Source organism: Pseudomonas gingeri (assembly GCF_013386165.1).
GTDB lineage: Bacteria > Pseudomonadota > Gammaproteobacteria > Pseudomonadales > Pseudomonadaceae > Aquipseudomonas > Aquipseudomonas gingeri_C.
Genome location: NZ_JACAOS010000030.1, coordinates 39,252 through 54,786 on the forward strand (window position 1 = coordinate 39,252; position 15,535 = coordinate 54,786).

The window sequence follows — 15,535 nt, forward strand, 5'->3', positions numbered from 1 at the left end:
CGCCAGCAAGCCGGCTCCCACAAAACCGCGTTTCACCACAAAAGCATCATGCTGCCGAAGCCCCCCTGTAGGAGCGAGCTTGCTCGCGATTAGGCCCATGAGTCTTGCGCTGTGCTTGCTGACGCCATCGCCAGCAAGCTGGCTCCTACAGTTCCGTGTCTCACCACAAATATCGCACTGCCACGGTCCCCCTGTAACTGTCGAAGGCGTGAATCCTATACACACCGCCTCTTCTTCGCAGTGTTCGCCCATGAGCTAGGCTTGATCTCATCCGGGAAGCCCCCGAAGACCGCTGCCTTCCGCCAGGTTGAATGAAGTAATTGTTTCAAAACTTGACGAGCCAAAACGGATGCGCGATATTGATAGTTAGCAAACTAACAATGCGAATCTCCCGTGTCCAAACCCATCGAACAGCTGCACAAGCACATCAGTGCCGGCCTCGTCGTCGCCTCGCGCCATTGGCGCCGGGTGTGCCAGACCACGCTGGTCAACTATGGGATTTCCGAAGCCTGCGCCATGCCGTTGCTGTTGGTCGGCCGCATGGGGCCGGGCGTGCGCCAGGTGACCGTGGCCCAGGAAGCGGGGATGGAAAGCCCATCGCTGGTGCGTCTGCTCGACCAGTTGTGCAAAGCCGGCTATGTGCTGCGCAGCGAAGACCCCAGTGATCGTCGCGCCAAGTGCCTGAGCCTGACCGAGGCCGGCGAGCGCCTGATGCATGACATCGAAATCCAGTTGATCCGCCTGCGCGGTGAAGTCCTCGACGGTATCGAGCCGAACGATCTGGAAGCCGCGCTGCGGGTGATCCGCGCCTTCGAAGCGGCCGGGCAGAACCTGGGAGTGGCGAATCCGTGAACGGTTTCTGGACCGGCATGCCCCCCGCCCGTGACTGGTTCTACGGCGTGCGCACTTTCGCCGCCTCGATGATCGCCCTGTATATCGCCTTGCTGATGGAAATGCCGCGTCCCTACTGGGCCATGGCCACCGTCTACATTGTCTCCAGCCCCTTCGTCGGCCCCACCAGCTCCAAGGCCCTGTATCGCGCGGTCGGGACTTTTCTCGGTGCTTCGGCGGCGGTGCTGCTTGTTCCTCTGCTGGTGCAGACACCCTATCTGCTGGTGGTGGCGATCGCACTCTGGACCGGCATCCTGCTGTTTCTCTCGCTGCACCTGCGCACCGCCAACAGCTACGCGCTGATGCTCGCCGGCTACACCATGCCGATGATTGCCCTGCCGGTGGTGGACAATCCTTTGAACGTGTTCGATATCGCCGTATCGCGGACCGAAGAAATTTTTCTCGGCATCGCGGTCGCGGCAGTGGTCGGCAGCATGTTCTGGCCCCGTCGGCTGGCGCCGGTGCTACTCGGTGCCGCCGGCAAATGGTTTGGCGACGCCTCGAACTACAGCCTGAAATTCCTTGCGCGCAACGTCCAGGCCGATGAAGTCAGCGGCTTGCGTTCGGCGATGGTGGTGACCTTCAACAGTCTCGAATTGATGATCGGTCAACTGCCCCATGAAGGCGCCCGGCCCCAGACCGTGCGTAACGCCAAGGAGTTGCGCGGGCGCATGATTCATCTGCTGCCGGTGGTCGACGCCCTGGACGACGCGCTCTACGCCCTGGAGCGCCGCACACCGGAACTGGTGGCACGCTTCGAGCCCTTGCTCGTCGCGACCCGCGAATGGCTGGAAAGTACGGCCAACGGTGCCCCGGTCGAGCGTTGGGAAGCGCTGCGCAGCCAGCTGGAAAGCCTGCAGCCCGACGCCGTCGAAATGGATGACCGGCGCCAGCTGTTGTTCTCCAACGCCCTGTACCGTCTCGGCGAATGGATCGATTTGTGGCAGGACCTGCGCAGCCTGCAATACGCCATCCAGTGCGACAGTCAGGACAACTGGCGCGCGGTCTATCGCCACTGGCGCCTCAGTCGCCTGACGCCGTTCCTCGACCGTGGCCTGATGCTCTATTCGGCAGGCACGACGGTCCTTGCGATCATCGTCGCCTCGGTGTTGTGGATCCTGCTGGGCTGGACCGACGGCGCCAGCGCAGTGATCCTGGCGGCGGTGGCGTGCAGCTTCTTCGCCGCGATGGACGACCCGGCGCCGCAGATCTACCGGTTCTTTTTCTGGACCGCGATGTCGGTGATCTTTGCCAGCCTCTATCTGTTCGTGGTCCTGCCCAACCTGCACGATTTCCCGATGCTGGTGCTCGCGTTTGCCGTGCCGTTTATCTGCGTCGGCACCCTGACGGTTCAGCCGGCCTTTTACCTCGGCACCTTGCTGACCATCGTCAACACCTCGTCCTTCATCAGTATCCAGGGCGCCTACGACGCGGACTTCCTCAACTTCGCCAACTCCAACCTGGCCGGCCCCGTGGGACTGCTGTTCGCCTTTGTCTGGACCCTGGTGGCCCGGCCCTTTGGTGCCGAGTTCGCGGCCAAGCGCCTGACCCGCTTCAGCTGGCGCGACATCGTGAAACTGACCGAGCCCGCGACCCTGGCCCAACACCGGCACATGGGTGTGCAGATGCTTGACCGCCTGATGCAACACCTGCCGCGCCTGGCCCTGACCGGCCAGGACACGGGGGTTGCGCTGCGTGAGTTGCGGGTCGCGCTCAATCTGCTCGACCTGCTGGCCTACACCCCACGCGTGCTGGGTGTGGCGAACCTGCTGCTCAAACAGGTGGTGGAAGAGGTCGGCGACTACTTTCGCGCCTGCCTGAAGGCCGGCGAGCGTCTGCCCGCCCCTGCCCCACTGTTGATGACGCTGGATCGTACGCGTCGAGCCTTGAGTTCCCAGGGGCTGGACGATGGCGAAACCCGCCTGCACCTGCTACACGCCTTGAGTGGCCTGCGGCTGGCTTTGTTACCCGGAGTAGAGTTCGTCGACAGTGGCGACCAGCAGGAGAGCGTGTCTTATGGGATCAATGGGGTGCCCTTATGATCGGTGACGTGGATATCAGCGGAGTGTTCCTGCCCACGCTGCTGGTGCTGATGGGCATTACGTATGTGCTGTACCTGGTGGTGCACGGGCTGTTGACGCGCTTCCACTTCTACCGCCTGGTCTGGCACCGGGCCTTGTTCAACGTCGGTCTCTACGCTTTGTTGCTGGGCGTTGTGGATTCGTTCAGTCGATACCTGATGACATGAAAAAACCTCTTTTGACCATTGGCCGTGTAGTCCTGACTTTACTGGTGGTGATCTTCGCCTGCCTGGTGGTGTGGCGCATGGTGATGTACTACATGTTCGCGCCCTGGACCCGGGACGGGCATATCCGCGCCGATATCGTGCAGATTGCCCCGGACGTGTCCGGCCTGATCCAGCAGGTGCAGGTGCGCGACAACCAGCCGGTGAGCCGTGGCCAGGTGCTGTTCAGCATCGACCAGGACCGCTTCAAGCTGGCGCTGCGCCAGGCCAAGGCTGCCGTCGCCGACCGTGAGGAAACCCTGGCCCAGGCCCAGCGCGAGAACAAGCGCAACCGTGGCCTGGGTAACCTGGTGGCCGGCGAGCAACTGGAAGAAAGCCAGTCGAAAGTCGCCCGGGCCGAAGTGGCCCTGGCCGAGTCCCAGGTGGCGGTGGACGCCGCGCAGTTGAACCTGGACCGCTCGGTGATCCGCAGCCCGGTGGACGGCTACGTCAATGACCGTGCGCCCCGTGAGCGGGAGTTCGCCACGGCGGGCCGTGCGGTGCTGGCGGTGGTGGACAGCAGTTCCTTCCATATCGACGGTTATTTTGAAGAGACCAAACTCGACGGCATCCATGTCGGCCAATCCGTGGACATTCGGGTGATCGGCGACAATGCGCGCCTGCGCGGCCATGTCGAAAGCATCGTCGCCGGCATCGAGGACCGTGACCGCACCAGCGGCACCAACCTGCTGCCCAACGTCAACCCGGCCTTCAGTTGGGTGCGCCTGGCCCAGCGGATTCCGGTGCGCATTGCCTTCGACGACGTGCCGACGGACTTTCGCATGATCGCCGGGCGCACGGCCACGGTGTCGATCATCGATGACGCCAAGGCCGCGCCGAAGAAAAAAGAGGCCGCGCAATGAAACCGCTGGCGCAAGTCGCGACGCTTGGCCTCGGCCTGATGCTGTCGGCGTGCTCGATGGTGGGTCCGAATTATCACCTGCCAGCCGACTCGGCGATGCAACGCAAGGACCTCCAAGGGACCCTCGCCGGTGAAGGTGACAATGTGGTGTCGGCCCCCGTGCCGGCCGATTGGTGGCGGCTGTACCAGGACCCGCGCCTGGATGAGCTGGTGCGCCAGGCCCTGGCCTCCAACACCGACCTGCGGGTGGCGGCGGCGAGCCTGTCGCGGGCCCGGGCCCAGGTGGACGAGGCCGAGGCCGCCGGCGGTTTCAGTGCCGGGGTAAAGGCCGGTGCCCAACGCTTGCAGGAGTCCGGCCAGGCCTACCTGCTGACGGAAAAGGTCCCGGTGAGCAATGTCGGCGAGATCGCGATTTCCGCCTCTTATCAGTTCGATCTGTGGGGCACTTTGCAGCGCGGCGTCGAGGCGGCGAAAGCCAATGCCGACGCGACCCAGGCGGCGGGCGACGTGGCCCGCATCACCCTGGTGGCGGATGTGGTGCGCTCCTATACCCAGGTTTGCGCGGCCAATGAAGAACGTGGCATCGCCGAGGAATCCCTCGCGCTGCAATCCCAGAGCACCGAGCTGACCAAGCGTCTGCGCGATGCCGGGCGCGGCGACGAAACCCAGGTCACCCGTTCCCAGACCCAATTCAAATCCCTGCGTGCCGAATTGCCGCGCTACCAGGCCGCGCGCCAGGCCGGGTTGTATCGTCTGTCGATGCTGCTGGCCAAGCCCCTTGAGCAATTGCCGGCCGGCGTTGCCGATTGCGCCGCGCTGCCGCATATCACCCAGCTGTTGCCGGTGGGCGATGGCGCCGAACTGCTCAAGCGCCGCCCGGATATTCGCCAGGCCGAACGGCGGCTGGCGGCGGCAACGGCCAGCATCGGTGTTGCCACGGGTGAGCTGTACCCGAACATCAGCATCGGTGCCACGGTGGGTACGGTCGGTATCCTGGGGGATCTGGGTGATCCATCGACCAATCGTTGGGGCTTTGGCCCGGCGATCAGCTGGAGCGTACCGACCAACGGCGCCCGGGCCCGTATCCGCGAAGCCGAGGCCGGTACCCAGGGCGCCCTGGCGCATTTCGACGGCGTGGTGCTCAACGCCATCCGCGAAACCCAGACCAGCCTGGCCCAGTACACCGCGCAGCTCGATCGCCGCGATGCCCTGGCGGACGCGGGCAGTTCAGCCAAGCTTGCCGCGGAGCAGACGCACCGCTTCTTTACCGCCGGCCGCGCTTCGTTCCTCGCCGACCTGCAAGCCACCCGCACCTACACCGATGTGCGCGCTCAATTGGCGTCGGCCAACACCCAGGTTGCGATGAGTCAGATCGATCTGTTCCTGGCCTTGGGCGGTGGTTGGGAAAGTGGACGAACGCCACCTGCCGAACACGCGAAACCCTGAGTCCATTGCTATGCTTTGAACTATCGGCTGGTCGCCGCTGGTTGGGAGCGTTGGGAGAATCCTAGCCATCGTGGTCAGCGTGGCCCGATGGGGATTCTAATAATGAAAAACCCTTATGCTCCTGGCTTCTGGTGTGCGGTGGTGGCGCTGGTCCTGCTCTCGGCGACCTACTTCTATGGCGTCATGCTGGCGCACCAGATCGACAAGGCGTTGGTCTTTCTCGACAGCGCCACGGCCCTGATTGCGGTGATGTCCATCGCGGTGGTGGCCTGGGCCAGCTACCAGGCGCAGCAGGTGAAGAAACGCCAGCTGTCCCAGAGCAAGACCCTGGTGCTGGTCTGGGACACCAAAGTCGCCCTGCGCCGGGTCGAAACCGTGTTCGACCGGTATTTCTGGGGCAGTTACTGGCAGCCGGGGCGGACCTTCCAGGAGGTCATGGGCGAACTCACCGGTACCCCGCTGGAAAAAAGCCTTGAAATGCTCAAGAGCCAATGCCTGAAACTCGACCACGAAGTGGCCCATGACGAGCGCCACTGGCTGACCAATGCCCGCGAATTGTCCGATGTCGCCACCGCCATGGCCCGCGAACGCTATCAACTGGACGTCTGCGACCCGAGTAACGACTCGGCGGAAGGCGTGGTGATCAACCGTGACTTCGAAGTGTTGGTGTACACCTGGACCGCGCGGTTGAAGACTTTCGATCATCAACTGGATGAGATGGAAGTCCAGTATTCCTGAGTAAACACACCTCCTCCCCGACGGCTGCCCAGTCGTCGCCACTGTGCGCAGGCTGCCGATAAGCGCGGCTGAGTGCACTATTCCCGTACTGCGTTGTCAGTCACTTCGCTTTTGTCTGTAGGGCAAAGGTGTGGTCAGTGACCCCTTGGGCAAAGCCTTGGGGCCTGCTCCGGCAAATGCTACCCTGCGTCCTTTCGGGCATTGTCGAGCCGGCTCCGGTCAGGGGTCAGGAAGACCAGCATTTTTCCACTTAACGGACATCGATCGGGTCAATTCATGAATAAATCAGCAGGCTTGCTTTTAGGTTTTGTCGTGGTGGTCGGTGCGGTGAGCACCGTCGGCGCGTGGTACACCGGCAATCAGTTGGAAGGGGTGCTGAACACCTCGATCCAGGACGCCAACCAACAGTTGAAAACTGCCCTGGCCAGTGCCGGTGGCAGCGCGAGTATCGAGTTGGTGTCGCTTGATCGCCATCTGTTTACCAGCACTGCGCATTACCGCGTCAAGTTTCAGAACCTGCAGGCCGGCGCAGAGAAGAAAGATATAGAGCTGCTGTTCGTCGACCATATCGAGCACGGGCCGCTGCCGTGGTCGCGTCTCAAGGCGCTGAAACTGGCACCGGTGATGGTCAACAGCAACTATGAGCTGGAAAAGAACGACGTCACCGCCAAGTGGTTCGACGCCGCCAAGGGCGCCGCGCCGCTCAAGGGCCAGGTCGCCCTGGGCTACAACCGTTCGGTGGACGGCAATGTCGAACTGGTGCCGCTGGACTTCGCACCGGACGCCACCACCAGCCTGAAATTCTCCGGGCTGAACCTGGCGGTGACCGCCAGCGATCAGGCGGCCAAGATCAAGCTCAACGGCTACATGGACAACCTCAAGGTGTCCGCGGTCTCCCCTGAGCAGGGGCCGGTGCAGCTCGAACTGAACGGCCTGACCCTGGCCAGTGACCTGACCAAGAGCGATCTGGGTTTCTACCTGGGGCAGAACACCCTCGAGCTGAGTGAGACCAAGGTGGGCTTTGGGGTCAAACCGGCGGTGATCACCATCAAGGGCCTCGAGCAGAAAGACTCGACGGAAGCCGTGGGCAATGTACTCGCCGGGCGAATGGCCTATAACGTGGCGTCCATCGACTACAACGACAAACCGGTGGGCAGTGCCCAGATGAGCTTGACGGCCAAGAACCTGGACTTTCCGGCGATGCAATCGCTGATCAAGCTGTACCAGGTCCAGTTGGAAGCGCTGCAAAAGGCCCAGGCCGCAGGGGCGCCAGACCCTGAAGCGGCGGTCCCGGAACTGACCCCGGCCCAGCAAACCCAGGCCGAAGCGGACATCAAGCAATTGTTGGCCGGCAAGCCGCAGATCGCCCTGGAAAACCTCTCGTTCAAGAGCGCCAATGGCGAAAGCCACGCCAGCCTGGTGGTCGACCTGACCAACCCGTCTTCCACCGACTTGCCGCCGGTGGAGTTGGGCAAGCAACTGGTTTCGCAGCTGGACGCCAAGGTGTCCTTGTCCAAGCCGATGATCGCCGACCTGGCGGGCCTGCAGGCGCAGATCCAGGGCCAGACCGACCCCAAGGCGATTACCCAGCAAGCCTCGATGGCCAGTGAAATGGCCGGCACCATGGCCTTGTCCACGGAGATGGCGACGGTGCAGGGCAGCGATATCGTCTCGACACTGCACTATGCCAACGGCCAGGTGGACTTCAACGGGCAGAAAATGCCGGTGGAAGATTTCATCACCTTGCTGCTGACCAAGTTCGGCGGTTCGGGCGGCGGTGAACAGCCTTAAACCCGGCGTTTAACGGGAGGTCACGCTTTCCAGTCGATACCCATAGCCGTAGATCGTCAGCAACTGCCAGCCGTGCTCGGCGGTCAGGCCCAGCTTGTTGCGCAGGCGATAGATATGGGTATCGAGGGGACGCGAGGAGAGTATTTCTTCATGGGGCCAGAAGCGCTCGTAGAGATACTCGCGCGACAGCGGCCGTCCCAGGTTGCTGAACAGGCAGCGCGCCAGGCGATACTCACGCTCGGTCAGGTTGACCGGGCTGCCTGAGCGGGTCACGGTCAGCTCGCCATCGTCGAAGCTCAAATCATTGAAGGTGGCGATTTCGCTGGCGTTGCCGCGCTGTCCGGCATGTCGACGCAGCACCGCATTGACCCGCGCCTTGAGTTCGTTGGCGCGGAACGGTTTGCTCACGTAATCGTCGGCGCCACTGCCCAGGGCCAGGACGATATCGCTCTCGGCATCACGGCTGGTGAGCATGATCGCCGGCGGCGGCACTTCCATGTGTTCGCGGGTCCAGCGCAGCAGCGCCAGGCCACTGAGGTCCGGCACCTGCCAGTCGAGAATCAGCAGGTCGAAGGTTTCCCGGCGCAATTGGCGCAGCAGGTCTTCGCCGCGCTCGAAGCCACGCAGGGTCCAGGGGGCTTCCCCGACACCGGCCATCTGCTCCAGGGTTTGTTCGACCCGGCGCAGTTCGGCGGGCTCGTCGTCGAGTATGGCGACACGCATGTCTGGACCTTTCTCCTCGCTTAGCCACTGATCTGTCTTCAATGGAAGACTCTACAGGCTATTTCCTACAGGGAAGCCTGTAAGTTGACCGTCAAATCTGAACAATTCTGGCGATTTCCTCAAGGACGGGCGGCGGCTGGCTAGGCTGATGTCAAATGGCTTTTACCCGACGTGCCGGGGCCCTTGGGGGATCAGGCGCAGGGTAACGATTTGCACGGTCAAGGAGAAGAAACCATGGGCAGTCCCCTTCGTTTCAGCAGTTTGCCATCCTGGGCGGTGCTCGGGTTGTTGTCCGGGGTGAGCCTGAGCCTGGGCTTTGGTTTTGTCGTTGGGTTGTTTCATTACGGGTCTGTCCGTCCCTCGCTGGTTGTCGAGCGGTTGTCGGTGGTGCCCGAGGACGGCTGGAGAGCGCATTTCTCTGCACCGACGCTGTGGACCACCGGCGAGGTCATCACTGCGCGGGAACAACCGCGCTGGGTGTTTTGAACGGTCACTGGTAATTCTGAACAATTCTGACAGATTCGCCGAGCGCTTCGGTTTTACCCATAGAGTAGACCCAGTAAGACAGGGGCACTTTGGAGCAGGTCGGACCCACGGACGGGTGGTGGTTCGGATCCACACGGGCTGCCGCCGAGGGACGGTCAGGATGTCCTCCCTTGGCCATTTTTTCGTCCTCCATTCATACGACGCAACACAGTGCGGCCAGGGTGATTGGGGGAGCTGTGGCATGATGGCCCCGGATGGTTTTGTACCGTCATTCCTTTACTTCGATCCTGCTCCCTCCAGAGCCTGAGCGGTCAAGCCCATGAGCGAACGCTTTTTTTCGCAGCCCTTTTTTGCTGTTCTCCTGTCCCGACCGAGCCTGCGCCTGCTGCTCGGCGTCGTCTGTTGCCTGTTCGGTCACCAAGCCCTGGCGGCACCGGCCCTGCGTGGGCCTTACCTTGATCGCGAACAGCAATGCCGCCCGCAACCTTTTCCTGCGGTGGTCCTGCACTTGGCGGGCGAGGCCTGGAAATTGGATGCCAAGGGCAAGCAAGTGGCTTTGGAAGAAGGGATGAACCTGGAAGAGCACGAAGGGGTGCGAACCTCGGGCGATGCCTTCGTCAGCCTGAGGCTGGGTGACGGTTCACGGATCGTCCTGCCTTCCAATTCCCAGGTGCGCCTGGAGCTGGACGAGACGCAGTCGGTCCCGCAGGTGCAGCTCGAACAAGGTCAGGTCGAGTCCTATGTGATCAAGCGTATCAGTGAGCATGATCGTTTCCAGATCCGCACCTCGGTCGGGGTGCTCGGGGTTCGCGGTACGCACTTTCGCACCCGCAGCGAAGACGGTCAGGCGTTGGTCGAGGTGCTTGACGGTCAGGTCGCGGTGAGCCGCGCCGACGCGCCGCTGGCGGCTGGCAACAAGGCGCGGAGCAAGGTCGCCGTGGCGCTCGAACCCGCGGTGCGGGTCAATGCCCGGCAGGGCCTGAAGATCCAGGGCTCGGGCGAACTCAAGCCGGTCGACTTGCTGGCCGCCCCGCGCCTGCTTGGCCAGGACGGCCAACGCGGCGACAAGCCGGTCTGGCAACTCTTTCTCCAGCCTCTGGACGGTGCCCGGCGCTACCGGGCGCAGGTTGCCACCGACACGGATTTCCTCAACATCAAGCAGGAGCGTTTTTCCAGTACCCCGGATATCCGTTTCAGCGGGTTGCAGGCGGCGTTCTACCATGTGCGGCTGTCGGCATTCGACGAACAGGGACTTGAGGGCCAGACTGGGGTCTACGATATCTACTACTGGCCCAGGACGGTTCATGAGCAATAGCGGCGACACCCGGCGTTCATGAGGTTCTGGCGGCGGCACGAGGTTCGCGAGTTGACGCAGGCGCAACGGCTGTTCCGTGGTCTGTTGCGCGAATGGTTGCTGGTGGGCGTGTTGCTGCTGCCGCTGACAGCGGTGCTGTCCCTGAGCCAGAACCTGGCGTTCAGCCATTTTCTCTATGACCGGTTGAGCCGCCTGAGCCCGCTGCCGGTGGACCCTCGCATCCTTTTGGTCACCATCGATGACCGCAGTCTTGAAGCCCTGGGGCGTTGGCCTTGGCCGCGCAGTGTGCATGCCGAGTTGCTCGATCGTTTGAGCGCGGCGCAGCCCCGAGGGGTCTTGTTCGATGTGATTTTCAGCGAGCCGCAGGCCTCCGGCAGCGGCGACGAACGCCTGGCCCAGGCGCTGTGCCGCGCCGGCAATGTGCTCTTGCCGTTGTTGCGCGAAGGCGTGCCACGGTTTGCCACGGCACTGAGGGAAATCGCGCCGATCGAGCCGTTGCGGCGCTGTGCCAGGGCGGTCGGCCATATCAACGTCGAGGCGGATAACGACGGCGTGGTTCGTGGGGTATTCCTGCGCGAAGGGCCGCTCCGGCAACCCCGTGAACAGTTGGCCTGGCTGGCCTATCAGATGGCGCTGCCAGTGGCTGAGCAGCAACCGATGCCGGGTGTCGGTGACGTCTCCGGGTTTCAGGGGTGGCAGCGCCAGAACGCCATTCTGGTGCCCTTTATCGCGGCGGCCAGCGGCTTCCCCAGCGTGCCTTACATCAGCGTGCTGCGCGGCGAGGTGCCGGCGGCGCTGTTGCGTGATCGGTTGATCCTGGTGGGCGCCACCGCGCCGGGCCTGGGGGATCGGTATGTGACGCCGGTGTCCGAGCAGGCCGGCACCACCGCCGGGGTGGAGATCCAGGCGAACCTGCTCAATGGCCTGTTGCAGCAGCGCAGCATTGTCGAGTTGGCGCCGCTGCCGGGCCTGCTGTTATCGGTGTCGACGGTGCTGCTGCTGTTGGGCGGGTTGCTGCTGCGTGCGCGTTATGCGCTGTGGCTGACGCTCGGCGGCATGGCGGCGGTGCTGCTGGCGTCCTGGGGATTGTTGCGGCTGGGCCTGTGGTGGTCGCCGGCCGCCAGCCTGAGCGGTTTTCTGCTGGCCTACCTGATCTGGAACTGGCGACGTCTGAGTGCGGTACTGGCTTACTTCGGCTGGGAGCTGGCCCGTCTGAACGAGGAGCCCAGGATCCTGCCCGAACGGCGCCGGTCCGTGGTGCCCGGGGGCGATGTGCTGCAAGGCCGCATCGCCGCCTTGGAGCAGGCCCTGGGACGTACCCGCGACACCCGGCGGTTTATGGCCGATGGCCTGGAATGCCTGCCCGTCGCGACGCTGATCAGCGATACCGAGGGCCAGGTGCTGCTCGCCAACCGCAGCGCGCGGGACCTGTTGGGGCCTGCGTTGTTGGGCGAGGATTGGCTCGATTGCCTGGCCGATCTCGGTTTTCCCGGCGTTGACGGGGTTGCACGGCCAGCATTGGCCGAGTTGGTGAGCCAGGAGTTTTGCGATCGTCACCAGCGCATCTTGCACCTGGACCTGGCACCGCTTTTGTCGACGGAAGATGAAGTCGTCGTTGGCTGGCTGTTCAGCCTGGCGGACCTGAGCCTGGCGCGCGAGGCCGAGCAGCAACGGGAAACCCTGTTGCGTTTTCTGTCCCATGACCTGCGTGCACCGCATTCGGCGATCCTGGCGTTGCTGGAGGTGCAGCGCACACGGGACGCCGATGCACCGCTCTATCGACAGATCGAGCAGCAAGTTCGACGGGCCCTGGGCTTGACCGAGGCCTTCGTGCACCTGGCCAAGGCCGAGTCGCAGGCATACACCTTCGAGCCGGTGCTGTTCGCCATGCTGGTGCTGGATGCCTTCGACCAGGTGGCGCCGTTGGCGCAGCTCAAGGGCATCGAGCTGCGCCATCGGCTCGACGAAGTCGATGAAAGCCTGGTGCGGGCCGATGCCTCACTGCTGACCCGGGCGCTGTTCAACCTTCTGGAAAACGCCATCAAATACAGCCCTTCCGGCACCTGCGTCAGCCTCGACGTGACGGTGTCGGAGCACGCGCTGAGTTGCAGCATCAGTGATCAGGGCCGGGGCATCAGCGCACAGGCATTGCCGCAGCTCTTCGAACCCTACAAACGCTTTGCCGGCGCCGACAACAGCGAAGGCCTGGGCCTGGGATTGTCCATGGTCAAGGCGGTGATTGACCGCCACGAAGGGCGCATCCAATGCATCAGTCTCGAGGGGCAGGGCACGACTTTCACCCTGTGCCTGCCTCTCTGGCAGGACTGATCGCGCGCGTCCCAAGTCTTTTTCGCTGGCACCGATTGAATAAATATTGGCCTTGGTTTTTTGGTCTACCCTTCGAGAACGACAGGCGGACGGCGTGTTCGACCGCTGTCGCTAAGCTCCGCCCTGTGTCTCTGCATCAGGCAGGAGCATTGGTCTCCGGCTGTCACTGGGGAAGGACGATATGCCGCGTAATGCTCTGCTCTGCCAGGACGGCAGATTGCGCCCTTTGCTGGGAATAGCCTTGTGCAGCCAGTTGCTTTGGCCCCTCAGCGCTTGGGCCGATGCGTCCTACGATCAACTGATCCGGCAGGCCCGCGATGGCAGTTACACGCCAGCGCTGGTGCTCTTGCGCCAACTGCCCGCGCCGCAACAATCCTCGGGTCAGATCAGCGATCACTTGCAGATTGCCAGCTGGGCCGGGCTGGATGCCGAAGTCATCAATGTCTATGAAACCCAGGGTGCCCAGCGGACCTTGCCGACCCAGGCGCTGACCGCTGTTGCCCGCGCCTATCGCAACCAGAAGCGCTGGGACGAGGCCGAGCGCCTGTATCGCCAGGCCCTGGAGCGCGAACCGCAGAACGCCGACCTGCAAATTGGCCTGGCGATTACCGAGGCCGATGGGGGGGATCCCCAGGACGCAGTGCGTCGGGCGCGGGAACAGGTTGCCCGGCAGCCCGATGATCCGGCCCGGCGCATGGCCCTGGGGTACGCGCTGACCCGCTCGGGCGCCAACAGTGACGCCTTGTTCGAGTACGACCAGGCCTTTGTCCGGGCTTCGGACAAACCCGAGGTGATGCGTGAATACCTGTTCGCCCTGGAGCGCGCCCGCCTGCCGGAGCCAGCCCTGCGCCTGGCCCAGGGACATCCCGGGCTGATCGATGGCGTCGCGACCCGGCGCCTCGAAGGCGAGCTGGCGGCCGAACGGGTACGCCTGGCCGAGTTGCCGACGCGCACCGAGCAGGAACGTTTTGTCGTCGCCGATCGTGCCCTGGCCGACTACGACCGCTTGCTCGCGGCCTGGTCCGCAGACCCGCAGGCCCATGACGATGTGGTGCATTGGCGCATCGACCGCCTGGGTGCGCTCAAGGCTCGCTCGCGCAACGCCGATGTGTTGAGTGAGTCGCAAAAACTCATCGATGAAGGCGTGGCGATCCCACCCTATGCCCAGCGCTGGGTGGCCTCGGCCTATCTCGCCGTACGCGAGCCGGAGAAAGCCGTGGCGTTGTATCGGCAGATCCTCGCGGCACCGAGTGCGGACCCGATTGATCAGGCGGGTGATACCTCGGCATTGGTCTTTGCGCTGATGGAAAGCGACCAGCCGGAGGAGGCCCGCTCGTTGGCCGACGCGCTGGCGCTCACCGTACCGCCGCGGCTGGTGCTCAAGGGTGCGCCGGGCGGTGTGCCCAACGATGCCTGGCTCGACGCCCAGCAATTGTCGATCCAGATGGCGATGAACAACGGCGACCAGGCCGCCGCCGAACAACGACTGGAGGCCTTGGTCGCACAAGCGCCGGGCAACGTCGGTTTGCGTCTGGCCCAGGCCGATATGTACCTGTCCCGGGGCTGGCCGCGCAGCGCCGAGGCCTTGAACAAGGAAACCGAAAGCGCTGCGCCGCGGGGCCTCGGTCTGGAAGTCGCCCAGGCCAATACCGCCTTGGCGTTGCAGGAGTGGTCACAGCTCGATGTGCTCACCGACGACGTGGCCGAGCGTTTTCCGGAAAGCGGGCAGGTCCAGAGCCTGGAGCGTGAGCGTGCGGTCCACGACATGGCCGAGTTGCGGGTCGAGGCCTATACCGGGAAGAGTTTCGGCGGTGGCGCAGGCGGTGCCGGCGCGGTCACCGGCAGCCGTGATTACGGCATTGAAAGCACACTCTACAGCCCGCCGATCAACGAAGACTGGCGGCTGTTCACCGGCGCCGGCTACGCCTTCGGCCGTTTCCCCGAAGGTGACGCCCAGCGGCGCTGGCAGCGGCTTGGTATCGAAGATCGGACCCGCGACATGACCCTGCAAGCCGAGGTCTCCAACCAGTCCTTCGGTTATGGCGACAAACTCGGTGCACGGGTGTCGGGGGCCTTCGATATCGACGATCACTGGCAGTACGGCGGCAGCCTCGAACGCCTGTCGGCATCGACACCGTTGCGGGCCTTGAAAAACGACATCACCGCCAATTCGGCGAGTGCGTTCCTGCGTTGGCGCGCCGATGAAAATCGCGAATGGCGACTGGCAGTCACGCCCTCGCATTTCAGCGATGGCAACAATCGCACCGAAGCCCTGCTGACCGGGCGCGAGGGCATCTACACCAGCTCCCACCTGCAGGTGGATCTGGGCCTGGAACTCAGTGCCAGTCACAACAGCAAGAACGAAGACCCGCCGTACTTCAACCCCAAGTCCGACTTCAGCGTATTGCCGACGCTGACCGTCAACCAGGTCCTCTATCGCCGTTACGCCACCCAGTGGAACCAGCTGTTCCAGGTCGGCGCCGGGACCTACAGCCAGCGCGATTATTCGACGGGCGCGATCGCCCTGCTGAGCTACGGGCAGCGGGTCAGTTGGAACGACGTGTTGGAAGCCGGGGCCAACCTGAGCTGGATCAGCCGGCCCTATGACGGTGACCGTGAACGCGACGTGCGCCTGACCGTCGATCTGACCTACCGCTTCTAGAAGGGGATG

General features: G+C 63.6%; 12 protein-coding genes. 11 read left to right on the forward strand and 1 reads right to left on the reverse strand.

The window, feature by feature from the left end; genetic code table 11:
* The first annotated feature begins 393 nt into the window (after positions 1–393).
* The 7 genes from HX866_RS32180 (at position 394) to HX866_RS32210 (ending at position 8,012) form a co-directional block, all read left to right on the forward strand.
* Complete coding sequence (locus HX866_RS32180) at positions 394–852, forward strand: MarR family winged helix-turn-helix transcriptional regulator (protein WP_177141121.1); 459 nt, start codon at positions 394–396, stop codon at positions 850–852.
* Entirely contained in the window at positions 849–2,933 is a 2,085-nt protein-coding gene (locus HX866_RS32185; protein WP_177091229.1) for an FUSC family protein, read from the forward strand. Before HX866_RS32180 ends, HX866_RS32185 begins: the two co-directional genes overlap by 4 nt.
* Positions 2,930–3,139 (forward strand): DUF1656 domain-containing protein, encoded by a 210-nt coding sequence (locus HX866_RS32190; protein ID WP_177091227.1) that lies wholly within the window; start codon positions 2,930–2,932, stop codon positions 3,137–3,139. The genes HX866_RS32185 and HX866_RS32190 overlap by 4 nt, the downstream gene beginning before the upstream one ends.
* Positions 3,136–4,038 carry an efflux RND transporter periplasmic adaptor subunit gene (locus tag HX866_RS32195; RefSeq protein WP_177091225.1) on the forward strand — a complete coding sequence of 301 codons (903 nt, stop codon included), beginning with the start codon at positions 3,136–3,138 and terminating at the stop codon, positions 4,036–4,038. Before HX866_RS32190 ends, HX866_RS32195 begins: the two co-directional genes overlap by 4 nt.
* Positions 4,035–5,483, forward strand: a complete 1,449-nt coding sequence (locus HX866_RS32200) for an efflux transporter outer membrane subunit (RefSeq protein WP_177091223.1) — start codon at positions 4,035–4,037, stop codon at positions 5,481–5,483. The genes HX866_RS32195 and HX866_RS32200 overlap by 4 nt, the downstream gene beginning before the upstream one ends.
* A gap of 102 nt (positions 5,484–5,585) precedes the next feature.
* Positions 5,586–6,221 carry an NADH:ubiquinone oxidoreductase subunit N gene (locus HX866_RS32205; RefSeq protein ID WP_177091221.1) on the forward strand — a complete coding sequence of 212 codons (636 nt, stop codon included), beginning with the start codon at positions 5,586–5,588 and terminating at the stop codon, positions 6,219–6,221.
* A gap of 276 nt (positions 6,222–6,497) precedes the next feature.
* Positions 6,498–8,012 (forward strand): YdgA family protein, encoded by a 1,515-nt coding sequence (locus HX866_RS32210; protein ID WP_177141122.1) that lies wholly within the window; start codon positions 6,498–6,500, stop codon positions 8,010–8,012.
* A 9-nt stretch (positions 8,013–8,021) separates the two neighbouring features.
* Here the strand turns inward: HX866_RS32210 and HX866_RS32215 are convergent, their stop codons facing one another.
* On the reverse strand, positions 8,022–8,735 hold the full coding sequence (locus HX866_RS32215; RefSeq protein WP_177091217.1) for a response regulator transcription factor: 714 nt from the start codon (positions 8,733–8,735) through the stop codon (positions 8,022–8,024).
* Positions 8,736–8,969: 234 nt separating this feature from the next.
* Here HX866_RS32215 and HX866_RS32220 point away from each other — a divergent pair, with 234 nt between their 5' ends.
* The 4 genes from HX866_RS32220 (at position 8,970) to pgaA (ending at position 15,526) form a co-directional block, all read left to right on the forward strand.
* Entirely contained in the window at positions 8,970–9,221 is a 252-nt protein-coding gene (locus tag HX866_RS32220) for a hypothetical protein (protein WP_177099475.1), read from the forward strand.
* 319 nt (positions 9,222–9,540) lie between these two features.
* Complete coding sequence (locus HX866_RS32225; RefSeq protein WP_177099473.1) at positions 9,541–10,536, forward strand: FecR family protein; 996 nt, start codon at positions 9,541–9,543, stop codon at positions 10,534–10,536.
* A gap of 18 nt (positions 10,537–10,554) precedes the next feature.
* The gene (locus tag HX866_RS32230; RefSeq protein ID WP_177141123.1) at positions 10,555–12,864 is read left to right on the forward strand and encodes a CHASE2 domain-containing protein; all 2,310 of its coding nucleotides are present in this window, start codon (positions 10,555–10,557) and stop codon (positions 12,862–12,864) included.
* A gap of 181 nt (positions 12,865–13,045) precedes the next feature.
* On the forward strand, positions 13,046–15,526 hold the full coding sequence (pgaA, locus tag HX866_RS32235; protein WP_177141124.1) for a poly-beta-1,6 N-acetyl-D-glucosamine export porin PgaA: 2,481 nt from the start codon (positions 13,046–13,048) through the stop codon (positions 15,524–15,526).
* Positions 15,527–15,535 lie beyond the last annotated feature (9 nt).